The 25,889-nt window shown below is 38.5% G+C and carries 23 protein-coding genes; 20 read left to right on the top strand and 3 right to left on the bottom strand.

Annotated elements, in window-relative coordinates:
• Nucleotides 1–143: 143 nt before the first annotated feature.
• From AC4HCY_RS20440 to AC4HCY_RS20415, 6 genes are all read left to right on the top strand, one after another.
• A complete protein-coding gene (locus AC4HCY_RS20440) occupies nucleotides 144–1,847 on the top strand; it encodes a nitrilase-related carbon-nitrogen hydrolase (RefSeq protein WP_491095038.1) in 1,704 nt (567 codons plus the stop codon).
• A gap of 93 nt (nucleotides 1,848–1,940) precedes the next feature.
• On the top strand, nucleotides 1,941–3,236 hold the full coding sequence (locus AC4HCY_RS20435) for a cytosine permease (RefSeq protein ID WP_491095037.1): 1,296 nt from the start codon (nucleotides 1,941–1,943) through the stop codon (nucleotides 3,234–3,236).
• Between the two features lie 10 nt (nucleotides 3,237–3,246).
• The gene (locus tag AC4HCY_RS20430) at nucleotides 3,247–3,891 is read left to right on the top strand and encodes an aspartate/glutamate racemase family protein (protein ID WP_491095036.1); all 645 of its coding nucleotides are present in this window, start codon (nucleotides 3,247–3,249) and stop codon (nucleotides 3,889–3,891) included.
• Between the two features lie 18 nt (nucleotides 3,892–3,909).
• Complete coding sequence (locus AC4HCY_RS20425; RefSeq protein WP_491095035.1) at nucleotides 3,910–4,983, top strand: S-methyl thiohydantoin desulfurase family protein; 1,074 nt, start codon at nucleotides 3,910–3,912, stop codon at nucleotides 4,981–4,983.
• A 12-nt stretch (nucleotides 4,984–4,995) separates the two neighbouring features.
• A complete protein-coding gene (locus AC4HCY_RS20420) occupies nucleotides 4,996–5,661 on the top strand; it encodes an AroM family protein (protein WP_491095034.1) in 666 nt (221 codons plus the stop codon).
• A 158-nt stretch (nucleotides 5,662–5,819) separates the two neighbouring features.
• Complete coding sequence (locus tag AC4HCY_RS20415; RefSeq protein WP_491095033.1) at nucleotides 5,820–7,118, top strand: M18 family aminopeptidase; 1,299 nt, start codon at nucleotides 5,820–5,822, stop codon at nucleotides 7,116–7,118.
• Between the two features lie 112 nt (nucleotides 7,119–7,230).
• Here AC4HCY_RS20415 and AC4HCY_RS20410 read toward each other — a convergent pair whose 3' ends face one another.
• Entirely contained in the window at nucleotides 7,231–7,458 is a 228-nt protein-coding gene (locus AC4HCY_RS20410) for a DUF2798 domain-containing protein (RefSeq protein ID WP_323430248.1), read from the bottom strand.
• Between the two features lie 17 nt (nucleotides 7,459–7,475).
• On the bottom strand, nucleotides 7,476–7,907 hold the full coding sequence (locus tag AC4HCY_RS20405) for a MarR family winged helix-turn-helix transcriptional regulator (RefSeq protein WP_323430249.1): 432 nt from the start codon (nucleotides 7,905–7,907) through the stop codon (nucleotides 7,476–7,478).
• A 616-nt stretch (nucleotides 7,908–8,523) separates the two neighbouring features.
• Between AC4HCY_RS20405 and AC4HCY_RS20400 the strand changes: the two genes are divergently transcribed.
• From AC4HCY_RS20400 to AC4HCY_RS20385, 4 genes are all read left to right on the top strand, one after another.
• Nucleotides 8,524–10,143, top strand: a complete 1,620-nt coding sequence (locus tag AC4HCY_RS20400; protein ID WP_491095032.1) for a PucR family transcriptional regulator — start codon at nucleotides 8,524–8,526, stop codon at nucleotides 10,141–10,143.
• A gap of 105 nt (nucleotides 10,144–10,248) precedes the next feature.
• Complete coding sequence (locus AC4HCY_RS20395; protein ID WP_323430252.1) at nucleotides 10,249–11,547, top strand: cytosine permease; 1,299 nt, start codon at nucleotides 10,249–10,251, stop codon at nucleotides 11,545–11,547.
• Nucleotides 11,547–12,596 (top strand): 2,5-dihydroxypyridine 5,6-dioxygenase NicX family protein, encoded by a 1,050-nt coding sequence (locus AC4HCY_RS20390; protein ID WP_491095031.1) that lies wholly within the window; start codon nucleotides 11,547–11,549, stop codon nucleotides 12,594–12,596. The genes AC4HCY_RS20395 and AC4HCY_RS20390 overlap by 1 nt, the downstream gene beginning before the upstream one ends.
• Before the next feature lies 1 nt (nucleotide 12,597).
• Nucleotides 12,598–13,215 (top strand): substrate-binding periplasmic protein, encoded by a 618-nt coding sequence (locus tag AC4HCY_RS20385; protein ID WP_491095030.1) that lies wholly within the window; start codon nucleotides 12,598–12,600, stop codon nucleotides 13,213–13,215.
• Nucleotides 13,216–13,327: 112 nt separating this feature from the next.
• Here AC4HCY_RS20385 and AC4HCY_RS20380 read toward each other — a convergent pair whose 3' ends face one another.
• Complete coding sequence (locus tag AC4HCY_RS20380; RefSeq protein WP_491095029.1) at nucleotides 13,328–13,672, bottom strand: DUF4351 domain-containing protein; 345 nt, start codon at nucleotides 13,670–13,672, stop codon at nucleotides 13,328–13,330.
• Between the two features lie 384 nt (nucleotides 13,673–14,056).
• Here AC4HCY_RS20380 and AC4HCY_RS20375 point away from each other — a divergent pair, with 384 nt between their 5' ends.
• From AC4HCY_RS20375 to AC4HCY_RS20330, 10 genes are all read left to right on the top strand, one after another.
• Entirely contained in the window at nucleotides 14,057–16,708 is a 2,652-nt protein-coding gene (locus AC4HCY_RS20375) for a sigma-54-dependent transcriptional regulator (RefSeq protein WP_491095028.1), read from the top strand.
• Between the two features lie 257 nt (nucleotides 16,709–16,965).
• Entirely contained in the window at nucleotides 16,966–17,397 is a 432-nt protein-coding gene (locus tag AC4HCY_RS20370) for a PTS sugar transporter subunit IIA (RefSeq protein ID WP_491095027.1), read from the top strand.
• An 18-nt stretch (nucleotides 17,398–17,415) separates the two neighbouring features.
• Entirely contained in the window at nucleotides 17,416–17,892 is a 477-nt protein-coding gene (locus tag AC4HCY_RS20365; protein WP_491096161.1) for a PTS sugar transporter subunit IIB, read from the top strand.
• A gap of 21 nt (nucleotides 17,893–17,913) precedes the next feature.
• Entirely contained in the window at nucleotides 17,914–18,675 is a 762-nt protein-coding gene (locus tag AC4HCY_RS20360; protein ID WP_491095026.1) for a PTS mannose/fructose/sorbose/N-acetylgalactosamine transporter subunit IIC, read from the top strand.
• A gap of 19 nt (nucleotides 18,676–18,694) precedes the next feature.
• The gene (locus tag AC4HCY_RS20355) at nucleotides 18,695–19,543 is read left to right on the top strand and encodes a PTS system mannose/fructose/sorbose family transporter subunit IID (protein WP_491095025.1); all 849 of its coding nucleotides are present in this window, start codon (nucleotides 18,695–18,697) and stop codon (nucleotides 19,541–19,543) included.
• A gap of 20 nt (nucleotides 19,544–19,563) precedes the next feature.
• On the top strand, nucleotides 19,564–20,583 hold the full coding sequence (locus AC4HCY_RS20350) for a zinc-dependent alcohol dehydrogenase (RefSeq protein ID WP_491095024.1): 1,020 nt from the start codon (nucleotides 19,564–19,566) through the stop codon (nucleotides 20,581–20,583).
• A gap of 26 nt (nucleotides 20,584–20,609) precedes the next feature.
• Nucleotides 20,610–21,404 carry a class I fructose-bisphosphate aldolase gene (locus AC4HCY_RS20345; RefSeq protein ID WP_491095023.1) on the top strand — a complete coding sequence of 265 codons (795 nt, stop codon included), beginning with the start codon at nucleotides 20,610–20,612 and terminating at the stop codon, nucleotides 21,402–21,404.
• A gap of 94 nt (nucleotides 21,405–21,498) precedes the next feature.
• Nucleotides 21,499–21,759, top strand: coding sequence for an HPr family phosphocarrier protein (locus AC4HCY_RS20340; protein WP_491095022.1), 261 nt, complete (start codon nucleotides 21,499–21,501; stop codon nucleotides 21,757–21,759).
• A 13-nt stretch (nucleotides 21,760–21,772) separates the two neighbouring features.
• Entirely contained in the window at nucleotides 21,773–23,506 is a 1,734-nt protein-coding gene (gene ptsP / locus AC4HCY_RS20335) for a phosphoenolpyruvate--protein phosphotransferase (protein WP_491095021.1), read from the top strand.
• Nucleotides 23,499–25,394 (top strand): aldehyde ferredoxin oxidoreductase family protein, encoded by a 1,896-nt coding sequence (locus AC4HCY_RS20330; RefSeq protein WP_491095020.1) that lies wholly within the window; start codon nucleotides 23,499–23,501, stop codon nucleotides 25,392–25,394. The genes ptsP and AC4HCY_RS20330 overlap by 8 nt, the downstream gene beginning before the upstream one ends.
• Nucleotides 25,395–25,889: the final 495 nt, after the last annotated feature.

The raw sequence follows: 25,889 nt of genomic DNA, 5'->3' as shown, positions 1-25,889 counted from the left end.
CATATATATAAGGATTATAGCATATTTTCAAAAAACTTTGCAATTTCAATAGTGGGGTCTAGAAATCTCAAGAGACCTCTTTGCCTCGTTATAAATATACAACCATTTTGCTATCTTAACATATTGAGAAAGGAAGAGGAAAAATGAATATAACCGTGTCAGCCCTTCAATTTGAACCTGAGTTTAAAAATAAGGATAGAAATCTAAAAGAGATTGAAAAATTAATCAGGCAATCAGCGAAAGAAGGCGCCCGTCTTATTGTTGCGCCGGAAATGACCACCACCGGCTATATATGGGATAACCCCAATGATATAAAACCCTTTGTAGAACCTATTCCAGGGCCTACTACAGAATTAATGTGCAATATTGCTAAGGAGTTAAATGTATATATCGTCATAGGTATGCCTGAAGTAGATGAAAAAACCAATATTTATTATAATTCTGCCGTATTAGTCAGCCCTAAAGGAGTGGTTGGAAGCTATAGAAAAGTTCATCCCTATGCAGCAGAACCATTGTGGGCAAAAAATGGAGATAAAGGATTCGAAGTGTTTGACACAGATATTGGGAGAATTGGACTGGTTATATGTATGGACATGACATTTTTTGAGTCAACCAGAATCCTTCAAATGAAAGATTGCGAAATTATTTGTGGCTTAGTTAATTGGTTTGGGGAAGTAACTCCTTCTCCTTTATGGATTACCAGGTCCTTTGAAACGGGATGTCCTCTTATCGTTTCTAATCGTTGGAGAAAAGAAAGAAACACTAATTTTGCCGGCGGCAGTACAGTTATAGATGAGGAAGGCAATGTATTGGTTTCAAAGGACATAGGCGATGGATTTGTATTGGCTGATTTGGATATAGATGCAATCAGAGGCAAAAAAGCAAATATGCCAAAGAGAGAGAAGTACAACTTTTATAATGAGCTTAGTCTTAGCACTTATAGATGGAATCCTCTGAATTTCTTTTCTCAAACCTGCAGCAGCTTTCCCCAGGGAGATAAATTTTATGCTTCTGCTATTCAAGTAGATAGAGAGGAAAAGGTTGATATAGATAAAAGGCTTGATAGTGTTGCTAGGATAATCGAACAAGAATCCGGCAGAGGGAGCAGGTTTATTGTATTACCTGAATTATATTTAAGCGGCATAGTAAACTCTTATGATGAAGCAAAGGCCAAATCCATTCCGCTGGAAGAGCTTGATTCAAAGTTTAAGACAATAATTGATAAATCCAAGTCTTACAATGCCTATATTGTCATTGGAGGAATAGAAGAAAAAAACGGGACAATGTATAATACTGCTTGGCTTGTTGGTCCGGAAGGCGTTTTGGGTTCCTACCATAAAATAAATATAAATCCTGAGGATAGAAGCTGGGCAAAACCGGGAAGTGATTTGTTTGTATATGATTTATCCATAGGAAGGATAGGCATCATCATTGGAGATGAATTATCAATTCCTGAATTTTCTCGCATAAATGCAATAAGGGGAGTTGAGGTATTAGCAGTGCCTTCAGCTATTAATAAGGATTATGTGAAAGATTTTGATTTGATTGACAGCAATAGACAAGTACAATGGCATTTGGCCCGAATAAGAGCTATTGAAAATAATTTTTATACAGTTTTTTCAAACTATACCGGTGCAGGATATATAGGCAAAAGTGGAATTTTTGGACCTGATGCTGCTTGGATTGAAGATGACGAAGCAATTATTGACAGCAGTAATGAAAGGGGAAGTGTTGACTTTAATATTGATACAAAAAATCATGGATCAGAGTTCCCAACTAACAGGGTAAAGGCAAAGCAGTTGATAAATCTTAGAGAACCCCATTGGTATAAGGAGCTATGGATTTAATAAGTAAGGATTTCTTAATGTCAGACGGAGTCTTAAGCTCCATCTGATATTAAGAGTTCTCATAATACACAATAAATACAAGGAGGAACAAATATGAGCGAGACTAAAGAAAAGAAAAAGATGGACGTGGTGACAGAAGACTATGCTTTAAAACCTGTTCCGGAAGATAAAAGAAAAGGATGGTTGTCAACTTTTATAGTTTGGGTTTGCTACAATGTGGTAATTGGCGACATGGCTACAGGAATAGCGTTGGGTGCCAATATGGATTTTAAATCCGCTCTTTTAGCTTTGACCATCGGTGACCTTATACTTTTAGTTGTAATGAGTTTGACAGCTTATGTAGGAGCCAAAACCGGATTAGCTTCAATGCCATTATTTAGATTTACTACAGGCAAGGTTGGCACTTATATAGCATCATTGATTATCGCTTTTACATCCGTAGGATGGTTTTCAGTACAACTAGGATTTTTTGGACAGATATGGTCTCAATTTATACCTCTTAGCGTATCGGTAATAGCCGGAATTGGCGGACTTATCATGATGACTTCAGCAGTTATGGGATATAAGGGATTGGAGACTATTAGTAAAATATCTGTAATACCTTTGTTTATTTTCATATTCGGAGGTTTCTTTGTAGCATTAAGGCAAGTAGGTGTTGACACCCTTGTTACTTATGCACCTCAAGGTAGTCAAATAAGCAGCTTGGCAGTAGGAATAAGCACCGTTTTCGGTAGCTGGGCAGTTGGTTCCGCATTAATGCCTGATGTTAGCCGATATTCTAAGGCAGATTTCAAAAAAATACTTCTGGTATGGGGCGGAGCACTCTTCATCGGTCATTATATATTGCCTATATCGGGTATAGCATTTGCTCTAATAAAAGGAACATGGGATTTTGGAGAAATATCTTTATTTGTTGGTAAAGCAGCTTTGGGTTCAGGCTTGATAGGCGCATTGATAATCAGCTTGGCTCAATGGACAACCAATGATAATAACTTATACTCTGCAGCTTTGGCACTAAACAATATATTGGAGAAAGAAAAATGGAAGGTTGCATTAGCCTTAGGAATAGTAGGTACAATTTTGGGATATAGCGGTACTGTTAATTATTTTGTCAATTTTATGATTCTGTTGGGAACTGTAGTTCCGCCTATGGCCGCTTTGCTCATATCCGACTACTTGGTTCTGCCAAGACTTGGCTTTGAGAGGAATTATGATTACAATGATATTTCATACAAAAACATTCCTTTTATTAGATGGGCTGCAATTATTGCCTGGGGTATTGGTATTTTGGTGGCAGTTGTTACACCCGGTGTTGCAGCGGTAAATGGTATCATCGCAACATTGATTGCTCACGTTGCATTGACATATTTTATGGAGAGTAAAAAGTAAAGAGGGTGCGATGATGGAAAAGAAAATGATTGGCTTGATAAGGGTTTTGACTACCAATGATGAGAACCTGTTGAAATCTCACGAGATTATTTTAAAAGAAAAATTCCAAGGCTTTGAACTTGAAACAAAATGCATAGAAGACCAGCCTAAGGGTGTTTATAACGATGATACTCTACGGATTGCTATACCAAAGATTTTGAATTTGGCTCATGAGTTTGAGGATAGGGGATTTGATGTAGTTTATGTAAGCTGTGCCGGTGATCCCGGGGTTGAGGAGTGCCGCAGGGAGCTTAGAATACCTGTAATTGGTGCTGGTTCATCCTGTGCATCTTTGGCTTTGAGCTTTGGCAGCAAAATAGGTGTGTTAGGAATTACGGAAAAAACACCGGATTCTATGTATAGAATTCTAAAAGACAATCTTGCATGTGATTTAAAGCCTGATGGTGTGAATACAGCTTTGGATTTATATGCTGATAAGGGAATGGAAAGGGTAATGGATTCTGTAAAACAGCTTAAAGAAAAAGGCTGTGATGTCATTGCTTTGGCTTGTACAGGCATGTCTACAATAAAGGTATATAAGAAAATAATAAAAGAAACAAATATTATGGCGATTGACCCTGTTATAGCAGCAGGTGCTATTATTTCGTATTTGTAAGGTTATGGAGGATTATTTATGAGCAGATTAGTATTGACACATGATATGATAGAAGCAGCCATAGTCGGTGGGTCTCTGTTAGGCGGCGGCGGAGGAGGCTCAATGGAAGAGGGGCGAAAAATGGCTGCTCTGGCTTTGGATTTAGCTCCGGTAGAGCTTGTGGATATTGAAGATCTGGATGAAGAATCAATATTGGTAAATGTTGCTGCAGTAGGGGCACCTTCTGCAAAGACCAGTTATGCCCAGCCTGTCCATTATATAAAGGCAGTGGAATTGCTGCAAAAAGTTGGAAATATAAAAATATCCGGCATTATTTCAAATGAATTAGGTGGCTTGGCTGCAGTAAATGGCTGGCTCCAGGCAGCCATGCTGGGAATACCCGTTGTAGATGCACCCTGTAATGGAAGAGCCCATCCTACAGGTGTAATGGGAGCAATAGGTTTGCACAAGGAAGAGAATTTTAAGTCAATTCAAGCTGCAGTTGGGGGCTCCGATGAAAGAGGAACCTTTATTGAAGTTGTAGCAATGGGCAAGATGGAAAAAGCGGCTGCATTAATAAGGAATGCATCTGTACAAGCCGGTGGTCTTGTATCTGTTGCCAGGAATCCGGTATCCTTGAGTTATGTCAAGGAAAATGCGGCCAAAGGTGCAATAAAGCAAGCGATAAGTTTAGGACAGTGCATTATTTCTGCAGAGCCTGAAGGAGCGATTGCAATGATAAAAGCAGCATGCAAATTTCTTGATGGTGAAATAATTTATGTAGGAAAAATTGATGAGATATTTTTGGAGTGCAAAGAAGGCTTTGATGTAGGAAAAGTAGTGATGGGTGGTTATGAAACAACCTTCTGGAATGAGTATATGACTTTGGAAAAGTCAGGAGAAAGGCTAGCTACTTTCCCAGATTTGATTATGACTATTGATGCAAAGACTGGTCTTCCCGTTACTTCTGCAGAGATTAAAGAGGGTCAAGAAGTTGCTCTAATAGTAGCAGATAGAAAAAACCTTAAGCTTGGTGCAGGAATGAGAGCGCCTGAGCTATTTAAAGCTTGTGAAAAAGCGGTAGGAAAAAGCATTATAGAATATGTTTTTTAAAGGGTTGAAAGAATGAAAAAACTTGGTTTATTAACAATTGGCCAGACTCCCAGAATCGACTTTGTTTCTGAAATAAAAGCGATAATTGGAGAAGATTACAATATTGTTGAAAAAGGTGCTTTGGATGAGTTGACTTTAGTTGACGTGGAAAGGTTTTATCCCAAGGAAGGGGATGAAACCTTGGTAACGAAAATGGCGGATGGAACAAGTGTAAAGGTTGCAGATAAATATATAATACCTAGACTGCAGAGCAAAATACTTGAATTCGAAAATGAAGGCATAAATGTTATTTATCTGGCTTGCACCGGTGAATTCCCTTCGATTTTGTCAAAAGCATTGATAGTTAAACCTCAAAAAGTTTTACATCATGTTGTAAAGTCTATTGCCGAAAATCTTACTCTAGGAGTATTAATCCCCGATGAGAACCAAGCAATAGCTGCTAAAAAAAGATGGTCTGAGGCGGCAAAAAATGCGATAGTTGAATCTGCATCTCCATACGAGGATATTTCAAAAATTGAAAGTGCATCGTATAGACTGAAACAAAAAGGAGTAGACATGGTAATCATGGACTGCATGGGATACAGTATTGATATGAAAAACACTGTTGCTTCAATCGTCGGCAAACCGGTTATTAATGCAAAATCAATGACTGCAAAAATAATCGGGGATATTGTATAATTTACTCAAGAAGGCATTCCTGAATAGACAAAATTAACAGTTTTGGGCAGGCATGCCTTCTTTTTGTTAACAAGCATAAAAGCCATAGTTTTTGACCTTGGGATGTTAGGTAATTTTGCTATATACTATAAATAGAATTTAAAAAGGGAGAGTTGCAAATGAGTGAAGAATTAAATTTTGCAAAGGAGCTTTTAGATTTTATATATGAAAGCCCCTCATCATTTCATACTGTTGATAGCGTCAAAAAGATACTTGATAGTCATGGCTTTACCGAATTAGAGGAAGAAATCAGATGGGAGCTGAAAAAAGGCGGAAGATACTATGTGATAAAAAATCATTCTGCCTTGACTGCTTTTGTGGTAGGTGATAGTAAGGTTGAAGAGGAAGGTTTCAGGATAATTGGAGCTCATACTGATTCACCTACATTTAGGATAAAGCCTGCAGCGGAGATGATAGCTGAGAATCATTATGTTAAGTTAAATACTGAAACCTATGGTGGGCCAATACTTAGCACATGGATGGACAGGCCCTTGTCAGTTGCAGGAAGAGTGGCAATAAAAGGTGATGATGTATTTTCCCCCATTATCAAGCTGATAAATATTAGAAAACCTATTATGATAATTCCAAATCTTGCAATACACATGAATAGGGATATGAATTTGGGAGTGGAGCTGAATAAGCAAAAGGATATGCTGCCTCTTATGGCGCTTATCAATGAAAAGATGGAAAAAGGTAATTATTTATTAAATACCATTGCCAAGGAAGCTGGGGTTGATCCTTCAGATATAATTGATTTTGATTTGTTTCTATATGAATTTGAAAAGGGAACAATAATGGGTCTAAATGATGAATTCATATCATCTCCAAGGCTTGATGATCTTGCTATGGTGCATGCAGGAATAACAGCTATTGCAAAGTGCTCTGAGTCTAAATCTACCAATATAATGGTGTGCTTTGATAATGAAGAGGTTGGAAGTACTACCAAACAGGGTGCGGATTCTCAACTGCTTTCTAACATTTTGGAGAGAATAGTATTATCAACCGGCGGGGATAGAGAAGACTTTTTTAGAGCTATTTCCAGGTCCTTTATGATATCCGCAGATTTAGCCCATGCTGTTCATCCAAACGTAGGCGAGAAGCATGATCCACAAAACAGGCCCCTTATTAACAAAGGCCCTGTCATTAAAGTAAGTGCCAATATGAGATATACTACAGACAGCAATTCTTCATCAATATATGCTCAGATATGCTCCAATGCAAATGTTCCTTATCAGTGGTTCGTCAATCGATCCGATGAAAGGGGAGGGAGCACCATAGGTCCCATATCATCTTCACATCTGGATATCAAATGTGTAGACATGGGGACCCCTGTATTGGCCATGCATTCTGCCAGAGAGCTGGGAGGTGTGTCTGACCACACCTATGTAACCAAAAGCTTTGAAGAGTTTTATAAGTAACCCTGCGGTCGGGGGGCGCTGCCCCCAGGCCCCTTACACAGTTCGTAAGATACTCCAAATTATTTCAGTTATCTTTTCTTTCGAGTGCTAAGATAGAGTTTAAATGGGCCTGCTATTTCTCTACTATCTTATTTACTATCTTTTCTGCCATTGGGATAAATATATTAGCCAATGGCACAGAAATGGCAGTGCCTGCCAATGAAGACTTTAAAAACGCTATGAAAAAACCTGCTCTAAATCCATAATTTATTATCACCATAAAAAAAGCGATTGGTACAGATATAAATACAGCTGCAAGACATGAAAATACAATTCCCCTATATTTCTTATTTATCTTCACAAAATCATCTCCCTTTGCTAATCTCTATTCAATGCCTTTAGCGACATAGTCCTTATAATATGGGATACCATTTTTAATTCTTCATCGCTTACATCCAATGAGATCAAATCATCCCAAGATTTTAATGCATCATATATTCTGTGTTTAGTCTTTAATGCCTTTTCTGTGACTTGTATTCGATAGGATCTTTTGTCCCTTTCATTTTTTATTCTCATTATATAGCCTTTATCTTCAAGGCTCTTTATACTTCTTGTTATGGCTGCCTTATCAATATAATATATTTCGGCTAAATTCTCTTGGGTCAATTCCTTGTTTTCATAGAGCTTTATCAAATATATATATTCAGCCGATGTTATACCTAAGTCCTTCAATTCATTATTTATATATATCTGAAACTGCCTATACAATATAGATATCCATCTTCCAAATTCTTCGTACATGTTATTCATTTTTATCACCATGTTTATTTTACAATGAGTTAGTTGACTTGTCAACTAACTCATTGTAATTGCAAAGCAGGACATAATCTGGCGGATAGTAGATAGGTGAACTAATCACCTACCTACTACTCGATTCGATTAAATTTATGGCCTCTTCTGTAGAATTGAGCTCAAATATATTTTCTGCCAGCAAATCCAAAACAGGAAGAGCAGCATTTCCATAGCAATACTCAGTTCTTCCTTTCGTTTGCTAATTATAATATATCAATAATTCCAAAAGGTGTAAATGAAGTTTAGGAGCAGTTATCAATAAATTTGAAGTAATATAAAAAAGTATTAGAGGATACTGGATGTCACCTTATGCAGAACCACCTGGTTGAATTGAAATAAATAAGGCAGATTTAAAAAAATCCTTTATAATGATTTTGTAAGAAAATGTATTCATGCTTTTACCGTAATATGGCTCATTCTATTTATAGTATAATAATATGTTTTATATTATAATAACATTTAAAATACCGCAGCAAACAAGGCCGCATCGAAGAATCAATCGAATTCAGCGACATTAGAATAAACCGTATATTGCTTTTTAAAGACTATAATAAGGGGAAGGGATGATAGTTTTATGATTATTAAAGATGTTATGAATTTTGGAGGTCTAAAAGATGCTAAAATTGTTGCGGGTATGAAGGGCAGCGATAATGAAGTATCAAGCATAAGCGTCCTAGAAGTAGCTGAGACAAAAATTAAAACCTGGGTGCTTGAAAACCAGTTGTATATTACTTCGTTCTATGCAATAATGCAGGATATTGAAAAACAGAAATCGGTTATTCTTGCTTTACATGAAAAAAAATCTGCGGGACTTGTGATATGTCATGTTGATCTGTTCATTAAAGAAGTTCACCAGGCTATTATAGAATTATGTGACGAGTTGGAATTTCCGCTTATTGTTGCTAATAGTGAAAGATCCTATGTTGAAATACTTAACCCCATTATCCTAAGGCTTATGGGTAATCCGGATTCTGAGTATAATAGCGTAATCAATATGCAAAATAAATTAATAGAATATATAGCTACAAAAAGAGATGTGAATTATATTTATAAAACTATGTCGGAAGAGTATGGCAGTAAGATTTTTTTCTTGGATATAAATAATAAAATTCTGTATCCAAAGTATGATAAAAAATTGAATGAGATAGTTGGTTTAATTACAGAGTACTATAATTCAATAAGGGAAGAATGCAGGGAAAAGGGATATTGCATCATTGATGCAAATTCAGTTAAAAAAATAATACTTCCCATTCAATCCAATGGGTTGCATTATGGACTTATTGCAGCAGAAATTTCGGGAAACGATTTAGACAAAAATATAAGAGTTCTGCAGATTATGGCAAGCTTGTGTACATTAATATTCACGAAAAATTCAAGAATAAGCGAATTGGAAACTGTCAGAAAACAGGAATATATCAGCGATCTAATAACTTGGAATTTTAGATCTGATGATGTTGCTGTTAAAATGGGGCATGATGTCGGGTGGAATATTTTAGATAAGTGCAGGATGCTAATAGTTAATCTCAATGATATACAGGAAAGTGTCGGAATAAAAACCAAAGACTATGAGAAATTCATCAATGAAGTCCTATATAATAAGGTTAAAGTCATAGTAAAAGCGGATAATGATTTAAATCTTATAGGGCTTAGAAGCGATACTTTTATAATTCTGCTTCAGCAGGATAACAGGAAAACATATGAAAGGTCTAAAAATTTAGGCCGCAATATACTGAAGTGCTGCAATGAGAGCTTTACAGGGTCTGTGTCAGTTGGAATAAGCACAGATATAGATAACTATAAAAGCATTCCAAATGCTTATATCGAAGCTATGGATGCTGTTAGAATAGGAAGACACTTTCTGGGAGTTAATAATGTGGTCAATTTCGAGGACCTTGGTTTTTATGGAATTTTTAAAGAAATTCGGGATATCAAAAGGTTTAGTTCAATAAAAAATGATTTTTTTATTGAACTAAAGAAATATGATGAAGAGACAAATATGGACTTATACGTGACGTTAAGGTCGTTAATCTATAATAATATGAGTACTGAAAAAGTAGCTGATGAGCTATATCTGCATAGAAATACGATAAATTATAGAAAGAAAAAGATAGTTGAGATTTTGGGATATGAACCATGGAGTATGCCCTACTTATTGAATACATTGATATTTATTGTATCCGAATACTTTGAATAAACTAATAAATTGTGCAAGTGCACAATTTATTAGTTTATTTTTGATATTTCAAATAATGAGCATGAAATCATTATGCTGTATAGTGTAGTTGAAAGGAGGGTTTTTATGATGAAAACACAAATAGAAGCAAAAACGGCAAATAATGATTATGCTATTGAAAGAATACCTCAAAGTGAACGAAAAAGCATCTTTAGTGTAGCGATGGTTGCAGCGGGATTTTGCATTGCGATGTCAGGATTGTTCACCGGTGCGGCGATGGCTGCAGGGTTGAACTTTAAAGATGCTTTAATGGCGGCAATCGTAGGGAACACAATTCTATCCTTTTTCGGCGGAGCTATTGGAGCAGCAGGTGCAAAAGAAGGATTATCATCTTCAAGACTTGCTATCTATAGCTTTGGACATGAAGGCTTCAAAATTGTCAGTCTGGTTTTAGCACTCACAATGGCAGGATGGTTTTCAGTTCAATCAGGTTTATTCGGTAATACTATTAATGCTATGTTTCCAAACGCAGGTTTTATAACCCATCCTGGTTTCGCAGGCTTTTGGGGTGGAATGCTGATGCTTATAACGGCATATTTCGGTTATAAGGGATTAGATGCACTTAGCAAAATTGCCGTTCCCTTGATTGTTATTACTGCTACTATTGGTACAGTTGCCGCTATAAAGTCTATAGGTGGATGGGGTAATACCGTATCGATTGTACCTCAAGGCAATGTAACATTAAGTGCTGGCATTGTAATGGTTGTAGGGTCATTTGCTGCGGGCGCTTCAGCACAAGCTGATATAACTAGATATTCAAAAGATGCAAAAGCAGCTTGGATAGCTACTATATTTGGGTATTTGGCAGCTAATACTTTTATCATTATCGCAGGATATTTGACAACACTAACTACCGGCATAGGCGATTTGCCTAAAGCAATGCTGAAATTAGGCTTGGGGTTTCCTGCTCTAATAGTTTTGATACTTGCACAATGGACTACTAATGATAATAACTTATATACTTCATCTTTAGGCTTATCTAATATGATTCATGTCAAAAAAAAGAAGATCACTTTAACAGTCGGCACTATCGGGGCAGCATTAGGAGGCTTGGGAGTCGCAAAATATTTTGCCAGTTGGTTAAGCATACTTGGTATAGGAGTACCTCCTATGGCTGGAGTAATTATGGCAGATTATTATATAATCAGAAAGCAAAACTATCGATTCAAAGATGAAAGTCAAATTCCGGCATGGAATATGAATGCGCTAATTGCTTGGGCAGCAGGTTGTATTGTTGGATTTGCAGTGAAAGCAGGGATAGCATCCATTAACTCATTAGCGACATCTATAATAATATATATAATTTTGATGAAATTAAGACCATTAAAAATAGAGCAAGAAGAAAATAAGGAGGAGGAAATGTAATGGCACAATTTTTAGACATGGAATTAACGAAGTCAGCGTATAAACTAATGCATGATATGGTTAAGGTTAAAAAAGGTGAAAGTGTGTTGGTTACAATTGACTCTATCGGTGATTTCAGAGTAGCCGAAGAAATTACAAAAATAGCTGATGCATTAGGGGCAAAAGCTATGCTGGCATGGCATTCGACACCGAAAGGATATGGTTCCTTGACTATGGATTATTTGCCTGACCCGCTTAAAGCATGCGCTGACCAGACAGATGTATGGATTGAATTAAACGATCAATGGTTGCTTTATTCACCTATTTGGGACAAGGCTGTCACAAATGGAAGAACTCGTCAAGTTATGCTGGGTGGATTAGGAATTGAGAGAATAGTAAGAAATATTGGGCTTGTAGATATGCAAATTCAAAAGGAATTTCAGACTAAGCTGACAGATATCACAAAGGCAGCGAAAAAAGTTAGGATTACAAATAAAGCCGGCACTGATGTTGCCTTTGAAAATGATCCTAAACGTCCTATAAATAATGAGATTGACTATAGCACACCTGGCGCTCACTTTCTGATTGGACAGATTGGATGGGCACCGAAGGAAGAAACCATAAATGGAAGGATTACCTTCGATGGAGCATATAGCGGCGGAGGAGACTTGGAGCTTGGTGTTCTTAGTGAAACGATAACTTATATTGTTGAAAAAGGGCGGATCGTTAAATTCGAGGGCGGTAAGTTAGCCAAGCAGGCAGAGGAGTATTTCAAGTCGCTGGAGGATGCGAACATGTATTTAGCAGCTCATGTATGTTACGGATGCAGCCCCAATGCAAAGCTTGAAGGTTGCACAACAGAAGATGAAAGGATATGGGGAAGTACAGAATGGGGATTTGGGCATCAAGGGCCAAATTATTCCGGAAGTGAGCCAAGAGTAGCCAAAAGCCATGTGGATGGAATTAGCCTGGAGTGCTCAGTATGGCTGGATGATGAGCAAATCATGGAATACGGTAAATTCATACATCCTGAATTGAAGGCTCTGGCAAATAAGTTGGGGAAAGAGTAATATGAGGCATTTAATCATTGGAGCCGATCCATTTCCACCATATCAATATATTGATAAAAACAAAAATATCTGTGGCTCAGATTATGATACTGTAAGCTTAATAATTGACAGAATGGGCTATAAAGCTGACTATATAATACAAGAGTGGTCATTGATTGAAAAAAAGTTCAATAATAAAGAAATCGATATAGTATTTCAGGTTCAAAAAACACCTGAAAGAGAAAAGCTTTTTTACTTTTCTGAGAAGCTGAGGGATGCAGTAACTTCAATAGTTACATCAACTAATAAGGTTTATTATGGCAATATCGAAGGTTTATTTGAGGAAAATTCAAAGCTTGGGGTTATAGAAAACTATAAGTATGGAGAAATTATTGATTCCATTGGGTTGGAGAATAAAAGGCTCTTTAAATCGATAGATGAGCTGCTGAAATCCGTTAATGATAAAAAAGTAGCATTTGGAGTAGTCGACTTGGGAGTTTTCAACCACTTAAACAGACAAAATATCTATAATAACATTAGAGTGCTTGATGATATGAACTTTAATCGTCCGCTATATGTAGCTTTCAATGATAAAACTCTAAGAGATGAGTTTAACATTTATCTGTGTGAATGCAAATAATGTATGGGACAAGCGGGACTGGACACCAGAATAGGCAGATCTGTCTGATCAGACCAGCCCTCCTAGCCGCCATTCTAAAAAAACAAGTAAGTGGGAACTGCATAGCTCCCACTTACTTGTTTTCATCGATTAATCTTATGACTTCATCTATAGAATTGAGCTCAAATATATTTTCTGCCAGCAAATCCAAAACAGGAAGAGCAGCATTTTGTATCCTTTCTTCTAAAGGAGTGGGCAATACGCCAAATTTTTTGCTGAGAAGTCTTATCAATAATTCAGCTCTGCCTTCAGCTTTCCCTTCAGCTCTACCTTCGGCTCTACCTTCAGCCTTGCCTTTTTCTATGCCCTTCATTTCAGCAAACTTAAGGCTTGATATGGCGTCAAGTCTGGCTTTCTCACGAGCTGCATATTTTTCTCTCAATTCTTCATCTGCACTTATTTTTTTCAGCATTTCCATAGCTATACTCAGCTCCTCCCCCCTTTCGTTTGTTAATTATATTATATCAATAATTCCAAAAGGTGTAAATCCTAATAGCTAAACCGCTTCCCAATAAGAAATACCTTCTGTTATAGGATAAGAAGCCATAGCAGAAGGTATTTTTATTCTATTGCTTCAAATTTAATATTTCTATAGCTGCATCTATACCATATTTGATTATTTTGTTCTTTTATCCTAGTATGATAGAATGTATTAAGAAGTCTGATAATTCGGTAATATAGTATAGTTTTATAGTTGATATTTTGGAGTTGTCGCTGCAATTCGTACAAGCTGCCTCAATAATGTATGGACAATATAACTGTTAATTTGTTGCTAATAACTGCGCAGGGGGTGCTATAAGCTATGGCTAATAGGAAGGAGCGAATATATTCAATCATTGAAAGGGAAACAGAAAAGCTGCTAAGCAATATGGATGATCAATCCATCACCAGAATAGGCTTTGATACGGACTATATCAGCTTGCAAGCCGGCATAAACCGTACTAATACAAGTAAAGAGTTAAATCAACTGTTCAAAGAAGGCAATATTATAAAAATAAAAGGCAAGCCGGTACTATATTTAGACAAAAACACTTTAGAGAATAAGCGAAGCTTAAAGATCAATAATATACTATTTGATAATTACGATGCTTTTAGGGATATTTTATTGGATAAGCCTGTCCCAGACAAAGGCGATAGTGATATTAACAGCATGGCACTTAATGCTAATCCAAATCATGAGAAGAAAAGCTGCCGCAAAAAAAGCGCTATAGATTTTATTATTGGAGCAGATTCAAGCTTAAAGTATCAAGTAGAGCAGGCGAAAGCTGCTATGCTATATCCGCCCAATGGATTGCATACGCTTATTATAGGGTCCACGGGAGTTGGAAAAACAACCTTTGCAGAGGCTATGTACCGTTATGGAGTTGATATGGGCAGGTATCCCAAAGACGACAAGTATATTGTTTTTAACTGCGCCGATTATGCAGAAAATCCACAGCTTTTAATGTCTCATCTTTTCGGCTATGTTAAAGGCGCCTTTACAGGTGCCAATGAAGAGCGGGAGGGGCTTATTGATCATGCCAATGGAGGCATACTTTTTTTAGATGAGATTCATCGTCTTCCCTATGAAGGGCAGGAGATGCTGTTTTTATTGATTGACAGAGGCTGTTTCAGGAGGCTTGGAGAGACTTCTAATATGAGAAAGGCCAATGTTATGATTATTTCGGCTACGACAGAAAACCCTGACTCTGCTATTCTTAGAACTTTGTTGAGAAGAATACCTATAGTTATAAAACTCCCGGACTTGAGCGACAGGACCATTAGGGAAAGGGTTGAGCTGACATGCAGTCTTTTCAAAAGCGAGTCTAAAAGACTGAAGCTGCCTATAAAGGTTAATAAGGAAGTATTCAAAGGATTCCTTTATTACGAATGTGACGGAAATATAGGGCAATTGAGAAGCGATATTCAATTTGTATGTGCCAGAGCATTTTTGGATTGTATGGAGTATGGCAGAAGCATCGTTGAGATAAAACTATCTCATTTATCAAAGCAGGTTAAGGAAGGGCTGTTTAAGATAAATGAGAATAAGCATATATGTATTCCTGATGCAGGCGCATATGAAAATAAGGATTTGGTTTTTTCCCCCGACAGCCCCGATATTAATGACGAAGCTATAGATATTTATTATAATAATAATTCTGATAGTGCGGAATCTATTTATTCTTTTCTCTCGGATACCTGGAGGGAACTCTCAAAAGAAGGGCTCACCGGCAAAACAATGAGAGACAGAATATATGAGCAAATCGACGATTATTTCAAAAGTTTCGTTTTGAAATCAAATGCTCTCCATTCAGGGGAAGGAGGCTATGATTATAATATTGTAAAGACTGAGATAATTAAGGTTGTAGAGGAAGGCTTGAATGAAATAAAAGATATTATCGACCTGACACAAGACAAAACAGCCATATATTATATAGCATTACATGTATCACGCCTTGTTGAGTATAATAAACTGCTTGCCGATTATAAGAGCGAAATGGATATTACTGCTGTTAAGGAATATAAAGAGGAGCATAGTGCAGCAGAAATATTTATGAATTATATAGTTGAAAAGATGAACATAGAAATACCAAAGGATGAGATCATATTTATTACTATGCTCTTTTATGTGCTGAAGAATAGGGAACGCAACCAATCTATCGCAATAATTGTTACATGCCATGGTCTGAACACTGCGACAGCTATTGCTGGTTCGGTTAATGATTTATTGAATGTAGAATGCGTATACGGAATAGATATACCTTTTAATGAAAAGGTAGCAGACACATATGAACTAATAGTACAAAAGATTTTATCATTGAAAAATATTGAGAGTGTTATTATTTTTGCGGATTTGAGAGGGCTCTCTATTTTTGCTGATCTTATTGAGGAAAAAGTCAAAATGCCCATCAAATACTTTGAAGTGTTCACCACCAGTATGGTAGTAGAGGCTGCCAGATTATCTCTGCTCAATGATATAACTGTTGATCAGATTTCTGAAACCATCAGCAATAATAGGGCGGAGCAATTCGGTTTGGTAAATTATCTGTATCAATTTGATGATAATAAAGAAAATGAATTATGCAAAAATAAAAGAGAAATATTTATAGAGCTTCTGATAAATATATTGGATACAACACTTACCTTTTTAAATCCCAAAAAGAGCTGTGCAGTGCTTATAGAGGTTTTGAGCGGCATTGCTAATGAGCTTAATGTTGAATTGGATGAGGATATTATCATAAAATTCCTTTTCCATTGCTCCTGTATGATTGAAAGGGTAATAATGAACAAAACCTTTCACTACAAGGAAGTAGAGCAGTTTAAAATTAGCAGGAATGAAATGTTTAATATGATTGATAAAAATTTCGTGACGGTTGAAGAAATCTTCGGCATAAAAATCGGAGACGAAGAGAAGGCATATATAGTAGAAATGATCGATACACATTATGATACAGTTATAGATACACATAACTAAATATATATTAAGTGTATAAAGTCGGTACAAACCGGCTTTATTTTTTGAAAATTTAATATATAAAGAATATTGCGCAAGCGGCATGACGATTGGGGTTTCTCTATTTATACACTTTTGGCAGAGAATAATATGTTCGATTGATACACATATGAAAAATAATTGGCATAGGAATTGCTCATTGTAATAGTAGATAGTTATAGAGTATCACGGAAAGGAGATGTGAGTAGCTATGAATGGGCTGACATTTAGATGCGGGGGTGAAATTATTGATAGGTTTTCTTGTTGTATCTCACGGCAGCTTTGGATATGAGTTGGTAAGGAGCGCAGAATTAATTCTGGGCAAACAGGATAATGTTTATACTCTGGGCTTTTTTCATGGAGACAGTATAGAAAAGTTAAAAGAAGATGTCAGAGAGATGCTAAAAAAGCTGGATAATTGCGAGGGAGTTCTGGCCTTTGTTGACCTCCTTGGAGGCAGCCCTTCCAATGTCATCGCTATGGAGTTCAACAATAATGAAGAAATTGATACTTCCAAGCTCCAATGTATATCCGGGGTGAATCTGCCAATGCTGATAGAGGCCTTTAATTCAAGGAATGATTATACTTTAGAGAAGCTAAAGGATCAATGCATCAATTCCGCTTCGGAAGGCATCGTGGATCTTAGAAAAAGATTAGAGGACAGTTTATAAGAATAGGTGGTGGTTAAAATAGTCAATTTAGTATTAGCAAGAATAGATGACAGGCTTATTCACGGACAGGTAGCCACAGCTTGGGTGAGAGTAACGGGAGCCAATAAAATTATTATTGTTGATGATATGGTGGCACAGGATATGTTTATCAGCAAGGTTCTAAGGATGGCGGCCCCTCCAAGGATCAAGGTGGAGATACTGGACATAAAGGGCGCAATTGCTGCATTAACAAATTATGCGGAATCCCAGGATAAGGTTTTGCTGCTGGCCAAGACCCCCATGACAATGCTGGAGTTGATTCAGGGTGGAGTAGAAATAAAAGAACTGAATATAGGAGGCATGGGTGCCGGACCAGGAAGAAAGCAAGTTTACAAAAACATTTCTGCATCACAGGATGAGAAGGAAGTTCTCAGAAAGATTATAGAACTGGGCACAGACGTACATATAAAGATTGTACCGGATGATGATAAGATCAACATTAAGAATTATTTATAAATAGTCAAGGAGGTTGGAAAAATGAAAATAAGCTTGCTGCAGGCTGCTCTTATTGGTATCTTTTACTATATTTCATGGAGTCCGATTCTAACCTATGTGAGCTTTTTTACATGGAACAGGCCCCTTGTTGCTGGCTTTGTAACAGGAATAATACTAGGACAGCCTGTTCAGGGGGCAATTATCGGGGCCACAATAAATCTCATTTATATAGGGTTTATATCTGCCGGCGGTGCGCAGGTCGGCGACCCTTCCTTTGCAGGCTATGTGGGCACTGCTATAGCAATAGCCTCCAATATGGATGCCAAATCTGCAATGGCAATAGCCGTACCTTTAGGAGCCATTGCTTCAATATTATGGATTGCAAAGATGACCGTAGATACCTTCTTTGTACATATGGCGGACAAGAAAGCCGAGGAAGGAGATCTAAAAGCCGTTGCTTTCATCAATATGGTCCCATGTCAGGTTTTTCTTTCCTTATTAAGCTTTATTCCCACTACTTTGGTGGTATATTACGGCCCAAATGCTGTGGACGGTTTGCTCCAATTAATGGGACCCAATGTTCTGCATGTGTTTGAAGTAATAGGAGGTATTTTGCCTGCCCTTGGAATTGCTATGAACCTAAAGCTTATAGGCAACTCCTTTACTATGCCCTTCTTTGTTTTAGGACTTCTTCTGACAGTGTATTTTAACCTGGATATAATAACCGTTGCAATCTTGGGATGTATAGCAGCTTTTGTGATTATTCAGCTTAAGCATCCTGAAGATGATGCGTACAAGGCTTAGTTTGGAAGGAGGTTATAAAATGGCTGAAGATAAGATTTTAAAAGATAGTAAAGATGATAACAAGCTTACAAAAAAGGATATTATTAAATCCTTTGCAAATTGGTTTTTCTTTGCGGAATCCAATTACAACTATGAAAGGCTTCAAGCAACGGGCTTTGCCCATGCAATGGTTCCAATCATTCAGAGGTTATACAAGTCAAAAGATGATCAGATAGATGCAATAAAAAGACACTTGGCCTTTTTTAATACCGAGCCCATATGCGGTTCAGTAATTCATGGTATTACAATAGCTATGGAAGAGCAAAAGGCAAACAATGAGCCCATCACTTCAGAGGGCATAAATGCTATAAAAACAGGGCTGATGGGTCCGCTGGCGGGAATAGGAGATACTCTTACCCAGGGTATTATCACACCTATATTGCTTGCAATGTGTATCGGCATAACAACCAGCGGAAATGGAAATATTGCCGGGCCTATAATATATCTGATCGCCCAATACGGCATTATGTTTGCTTTATCCTTCAGTCTTTGGATGAATGGGTACAAATATGGGAAAAAAGTAGTAGAAGAAATACTGGATGGAGGCATCATCAATAAAGTTATTGAGGGAGCGTCAATACTGGGTACCTTGGTAATGGGAGGGCTTGTGGGTACATTTGTGTCCCTTCAAACAACTCTAAGCTTGTCCATAGGTGAAACGGCCTTCTCATTGCAGGAAAACCTTTTTGACAAAATTATGCCTGGCTTATTGCCGTTATTGCTTACGATAGCAGTGTACAAGATGGTGAAAAAGGGAAAGTCTCCTCTCAAAATCATGGGATTGCTTATCCTCTTTGGTGCTATTGGAGCAATAATAGGTATTTTTTAATTATTTCGGAGGTGCGTTAATTGCAAGAAAAGATGTTAGCAGCTGTAGTATATGGGAAAAAGGATGTCAGAGTTGAACAGGTGGATATTCCTGAGATTGCAGACAACGAAGCTTTGGTCAAGATTGAATATGCAGCTATATGTCCGTCGGACATGAGATATTACAATGGCAGCAAAGAGGTGTCAGCTCCTAAGGTTCTGGGACACGAAGCTGCAGGCGAAATCATCAAAGTTGGAAGAGGAGTCAAGAAATTAAGGATTGGGGATAGAGTAGTTGTAAATAGTGACTATAAATGCGGTACTTGCTGCTTTTGCAAGCGATCAATGCATAACTTTTGCACTGATCAGAGGGTAAGTGACGGCTGCTTTGCCCAATACAAGGCAGTACCCGAGAGCAGCCTGTATTTGATCCCGGAAAAGGGGGACATGCTATCCTCCTCCTGTACAGAGCCTCTGGCCTGCGTCTTGAATGGTTCGGACAGAGCCAATATAAAAATGGGAAGCACTGTTGTCATCATAGGTGCAGGACCTATAGGGCTGATGCATATTCAAGCGGCAAAGATTAAAGGAGCTTCCAGGATAATTGTGTTTGAGCCGTTGGAGCTTAGAAGAAATAAGGCATTAGAGCTGGGAGCCACCCATGCATTTAATCCGGAGCACGCAAATGCTGTAGATGAGCTTAAAAGGGTCAATGAAGGCGCGCTGGCGGACAGTGTTATCGTAACAGTAGGTATACCTGCCGTAATGGAACAATCAGTTGAATTGGCAGGCTACAATGGCACATTGCTTTATTTTGCAGGTGTCCACCCACCGCAGAACATCGGGATAGACCCTAATGCGATACACTACAGGCAAATTACAATAACAGGATCATCGGATTACCCCTTGGAGTTTTTTGACTTGGCACTAAAGCTCATATCAGAAAAAAAGGTTTTGATTGAGCCTATAATAAGCGATATTTTTACCATACATCAAGCCAAGGAAGCTTTTGAAAACGCTGTAAATAGAAAATCATTAAAAACTGTTATTAAAATGTTATAAATGACGGAATTAAGGAGGAGTTACAAATGGGAGTAGGAAAAGAAATTAGATTAAGAAGGTTTATAAATGAAAAGGGCAAGACGCTTATTATGCCGTTAGATCATGGTGTAGAAGGGACATTTGATAAGCTGGAACAAATGGATTCCTTTGTGAAGGAGCTGTCTTGCAAATCCGATGCATTTATTTTACGAAGAGGATCAATTAAAAGGGCTTACAAAAGCTTGATAAATAAAGCCAGCATTATCATGAGGGTCACATGTACAACTACTGTTCCCAAGAAAGATGATTCCACTTATGAAGCCTTCATCACGGGAGTGGAAGAGGGAATGAGGCTGGGAGCCGACGCTTTGGTAGCAACGGTATGGTTCGGTTCCAAAGAAGAGAACAGATCAATCGAACAATTCGGACATCTGGCGGATTTATGCGATAGATATGAGATGCCCTTGATAGGGGAATGCCTTATAGCTCCTGAGTCAGGCTTGGATTCTAAGGATGAAAAGGCTAACATAATTGCAGCAAGGACACTGGCAGAAGAAGGAGCAGATATAGTAAAGGTTCTATATACAGGATCCCTGAAGAGCTTTGAGAATGTAGTGAATTATTGCCTTGTGCCTGTAGTGACGGCAGGCGGAGATACCAGCGGTGCAAATATGGATTTCTTAAAGGATGTAGAGGACATGATGAAAGGCGGAGCCATAGGTACCAGCATAGGAAGAAATATTTGGAACAGAGAAGATAATATGAAAATACTTAACTGTGTAGATGCAATAATAAAAGAAGGCATCAGCGCAGAAAAGGCATTTTCGAATTTCATGAAATAGAATTATTATTGTACAAGAAGGGAGATTTTCCTGTTATTATATTTTTAAAGTATTATTTCGGGAAAATCTCAATTGCTTAAGAGGAGATAGTAAAATGACTGAAAAGCTTGTGAAGATAACTAATAAAACCGGACTGCATGCGAGGCCGGCAACGGATTTTGTAAAGGAAGCAAAAAAGTACAAGAGCAATATATTAGTTGAATTCAATGGCAAAAAAACTGACGGCAAGAGTGTACTTGGGATATTGACCTTAGGGGTCTCCCAAGGCTCAACGATAAAGATTCATGCTGACGGAGAAGATGAAAGGGAAGCCGTTAGGGCATTGATAGATCTTATTAACTCTTTTGAGAACTAAAGGAGGTACCGGGATGAAGGGAATAGGAGTATCTCCGGGAATTGCAGAAGGAAACGCACTAATACTAAACAAGGAAAAAATCCATGTCAAGGACGAATATATAGATGAATATGAAGTAGATTCTGAAATTCAACGTTTCATCAAGGCAAAAGAACAATCACAGGAGCAGATAGAGGCAATTTATGAAGACACCCTAAAAAAGATGGGCAAGAGTGAGGCAGAAATATTTGAAGCGCATATAGAATTGATAAACGACCCCAGCATAGCAGAAAAGGTAGAACACAATATTAAGACAAAGCTCTTGAAGGCAGAGCCGGCTTTAGTTAAGGCCATTGATGAAATCTCCGGAATTTTCGGAACCATTGATGACGAATATATCAAGGAAAGAGCAGCAGATGTTAAGGATATCGGCAAAAGAATGCTCTATAACTTGCTGGGGCTGAATGCATCATTGGATATGGATGATGGACAGGAAGTCATCATTATAGCTGATGACTTGACACCTTCGGATACAGCCCAGCTGGATTTTTCCAAAGTAAAGGGCTTTGCAATCAATAAGGGCGGGAAGACATCCCATGTGGCAATTATGGCCAAATCAATAGGCATACCGGCTATAGTTGGGGCAAAGGATATAACAGCCAGAGTGAGTCAGGGAGATACTATAATTATAGATGGTGCCGCAGGAGATATATTGATTAACCCTTCTCCTGAGGAAAAGGAGAAATACGTTGATAAAAAGCTGAAGACTGATAAAGAGCTCAAAGAGCTCAGAAGCATAAAGGATATGGCGGCAGTGACCTTGGATGGCAGGAGAGTGGAGATATCTGCTAATATCGGTTTCCCCGCAGATGTCAAAGCAGCTTTGGAAAACGGAGCGGAAGGCATAGGTCTCTTCAGGACGGAGCTATTGTTTATGGATAGAGAGGATCTGCCTGATGAAGAAGAGCAGTTCTTGAAATATAAAGAAACGGCAGAGAGAATGCAGGGCAAGCCTGTAATCATCAGAACCCTTGATATAGGAGGGGATAAGGATCTGCCATACCTGGGACTGGTAAAAGAAGATAATCCGTTCTTGGGTTGGAGGGCCATAAGATTTTGCCTTGAGAGATTAGATGTATTCAAGCCTCAGCTGCGGGCTATTTTAAGGGCAAGTCATTATGGAAAAATCCTTATCATGTTTCCTATGATTGCGACGGTTGATGAGGTTAGAAGATCAAAAGCAGTGGTTGAAGAAGTAAAAATGGAGCTGACAAATGAAGGTATACCCTTTGATAAAGATATAAAAATAGGCATAATGATTGAAACTCCCGCATCTGCCATCATCGCAGACAAGCTTATCAAGGAAGTGGATTTTTTCAGCATAGGTACTAATGATCTTACCCAATATACTTTGGCTGTGGATAGAGGAAATGACAAGATTTCAAAGCTCTATCAGCCGACGCATCCTGCGGTTTTGCGCCTGATAAAAAATGTTATAGATACCTCTCACAAAGAAGGCAAATGGACAGGGATGTGCGGGGAATTTGCAGGAGACCATAAGGCTGCAATGCTTTTGCTGGGCTTGGGATTGGATGAGTTCAGCATGAGTGCCGGTTCTATACCCAGGATAAAGAAGCTTATAAGGACCATGGAATATGAAGCCGCTAAAAAGATTGCCGCTGAGGTTATGGAGATGGAATCCTCAGAAGAAGTATGCAGCTATTTAGATAGTTTGCACGATAATTTTAGGAGGAGCAGAGATGAGTAATTTTCCTAATGCTAATATTTTGGAAATAGATTTGTCCAGCAAGATAATTGAAGCCAAGGTGTTGGATGGCGAAACATATAGACTATATCCGGGAGGCTCCAGCTTGGGCATGTATCTTTTGCTTAAAGGAATGGGAGCAGGCGTAGATCCCCTATCGCCGGACAATTTGCTTGTTTTCTCCGTTTCGGCCTTGACAGGGCTGCCCATAAGCGGAATCAGCAGAATGGTTGTTACAACTAAAAGCCCTCTGACGGGGACCGCTGGCGACAGCCAAGCCGGTGGATTTTTCCCTATACATCTGAAAGCAAACGGCTGGGATGCCGTTGTGGTAAAGGGCAAAGCAGAAGAACCCATATATGTCTATATAGATGGAAATGATATAAAGCTTTTGGATGCATCTGAAATTTGGGGAAAGGTGACGGGAGAAGCAGAAGATATCATAAAGAAGGAGCTTGGCAGCAAGGACCTTGAGATAGCCCAGATAGGCCCGGCGGGGGAAAACCTGGTAAAGTATGCCTGTATCATAAATATGTGCAATCGGGCTAATGGAAGGAATGGTACAGGTGCCGTGATGGGCTCCAAGAATCTAAAGGCTATAGTAGTAAAGAAGAAAAAGGCTATGAGCCCATATGACAAAAATAAGTTTATGGAGCTTTCAAGGAGCGTTAAAGACAGACTAAAGGAAAATGCTGCTCTTGCAGGTCTGGGAGAGCACGGAACGGACGGAGATCTGGAGGGCTTCAGCGAGATAGGCTTCCTGCCTACGAAGAATTGGACCACAGGTTACTTCCCTGAGGGAGCCGGCAAAATTACGGGCACCACAATGACAGAGACAATATTGAAGGAAAGAGATACCTGCTATAGCTGTGCAGTGAGATGCAAAAGAGTTGTTGAGGTCCCCGGAAAGGTCGACCCTTTATATGGAGGACCCGAATATGAAACCTGCGCCACCTTTGGCTCCTATTGCGGGATAAGCAGCCTGGAGGATGTTTCACTGGCCAATCAATTGTGCAATATGTACGGAATTGATACTATTTCCTGTGGGGCTACTATAGCTTTTGCTATGGAATGCTATGAGAAGGGCTTGCTCAGTGATGCTGATACGGAGGGGCTAAAGCTCAACTTCGGAAACAGCGATGTGCTGAAGCCTCTTATAGAGAAAATTGCATATAGGGCTGGCATTGGCGATCTATTGGCAGAAGGAAGCATGAGAGCTGCCAATAGAATAGGCAAGGGGGCAGAGGCTTTGAGCATATCTGTGAAAGGACAGGAGCTTCCCGCTCATATGCCTCAGTTCAAGCCCTCTGTAGGTCTTATCTATGCAGTAAATCCTTTTGGGGCAGATCATCAATCCAGCGAGCATGATCAATTTTTGACGATGCCCCCCGATAGCCGTGAAAGGATTCGCCTGGGACATATAGGTGTCTGGAAAGGCTACGACGACTCCTTTGAGCTGGACGATGAGAAGGTAAGGTTTGCTTTTGACACCCAATGCTTCTTTTCAATGCTCGATACCCTTTGCTTATGTCAATTTGTTTGGGGACCTTGCTGGGAGCTTTTCGGACCCGAGGATATAGTCGATCTTTGCAAGCATGGCATAGGATGGGATACCTCTATATTTGAACTGATGAGAATTGGCGAGAGAAGAATAAATATGATGAGGTATTTCAACAGCAGGGAAGGCTTTACCATAGAAGATGATATACTTCCTGAGAGAATCTTTGAGCCGATGCCCGACGGAGCATCTGAGGGCATCACTTTAGACCGGGATAATTTCTACAAAGCCAGAGACTTATATTATGGACTTGCAGCATGGGATAAGTGCACGGGCAATCCTACGGAAAGCACACTGCGGAAGCTTTCGCTAGGTTGGGTGCTGGAAGAATAATAATCAATTAGGGTGGCAGAGCTACAGTCTCAACCACCCTAATTTTATTAGTACCTTGAGTTTCCAATGCAATGGGCACAATTTTATAATGAATATGTAAATTATATATTCTGAAAGGCAGTAGTAAACAACAAGAGGTGGCTTAGATTATTTTTAGGAAACAAAAGCGGATAAGCAATTAAAGTTTTACTTTATGGTTTAGATCGTGAAAAAGCAATACCAATTATGCTTGACCATAGTGCGAACCAAGTATAATAAGCAATATTATTTGTCAATAGCCAAGCGGTATTTGTTGGTTTATGAGGTAAAGAGGATACTGCTTATATTGATGCTGTTGTAGCCTGCAGACAAGACTATTGCTGGCTGCTGTAAAACCAGGTGAGACTGTTCGTGGTTACTGAAAAAAGGCTAAATAGAGCTGTATGCAAAGACTTTTTGTTATAGTTGTTTATAGGCAGAGAAAAAGAGCTAAGAGCATTAGAAAAATTATATTTC

It is taken from the genome of Lutispora sp. QWL-02, assembly GCF_058315355.1.
This window is presented reverse-complemented; position numbering and strand designations above follow the sequence as displayed.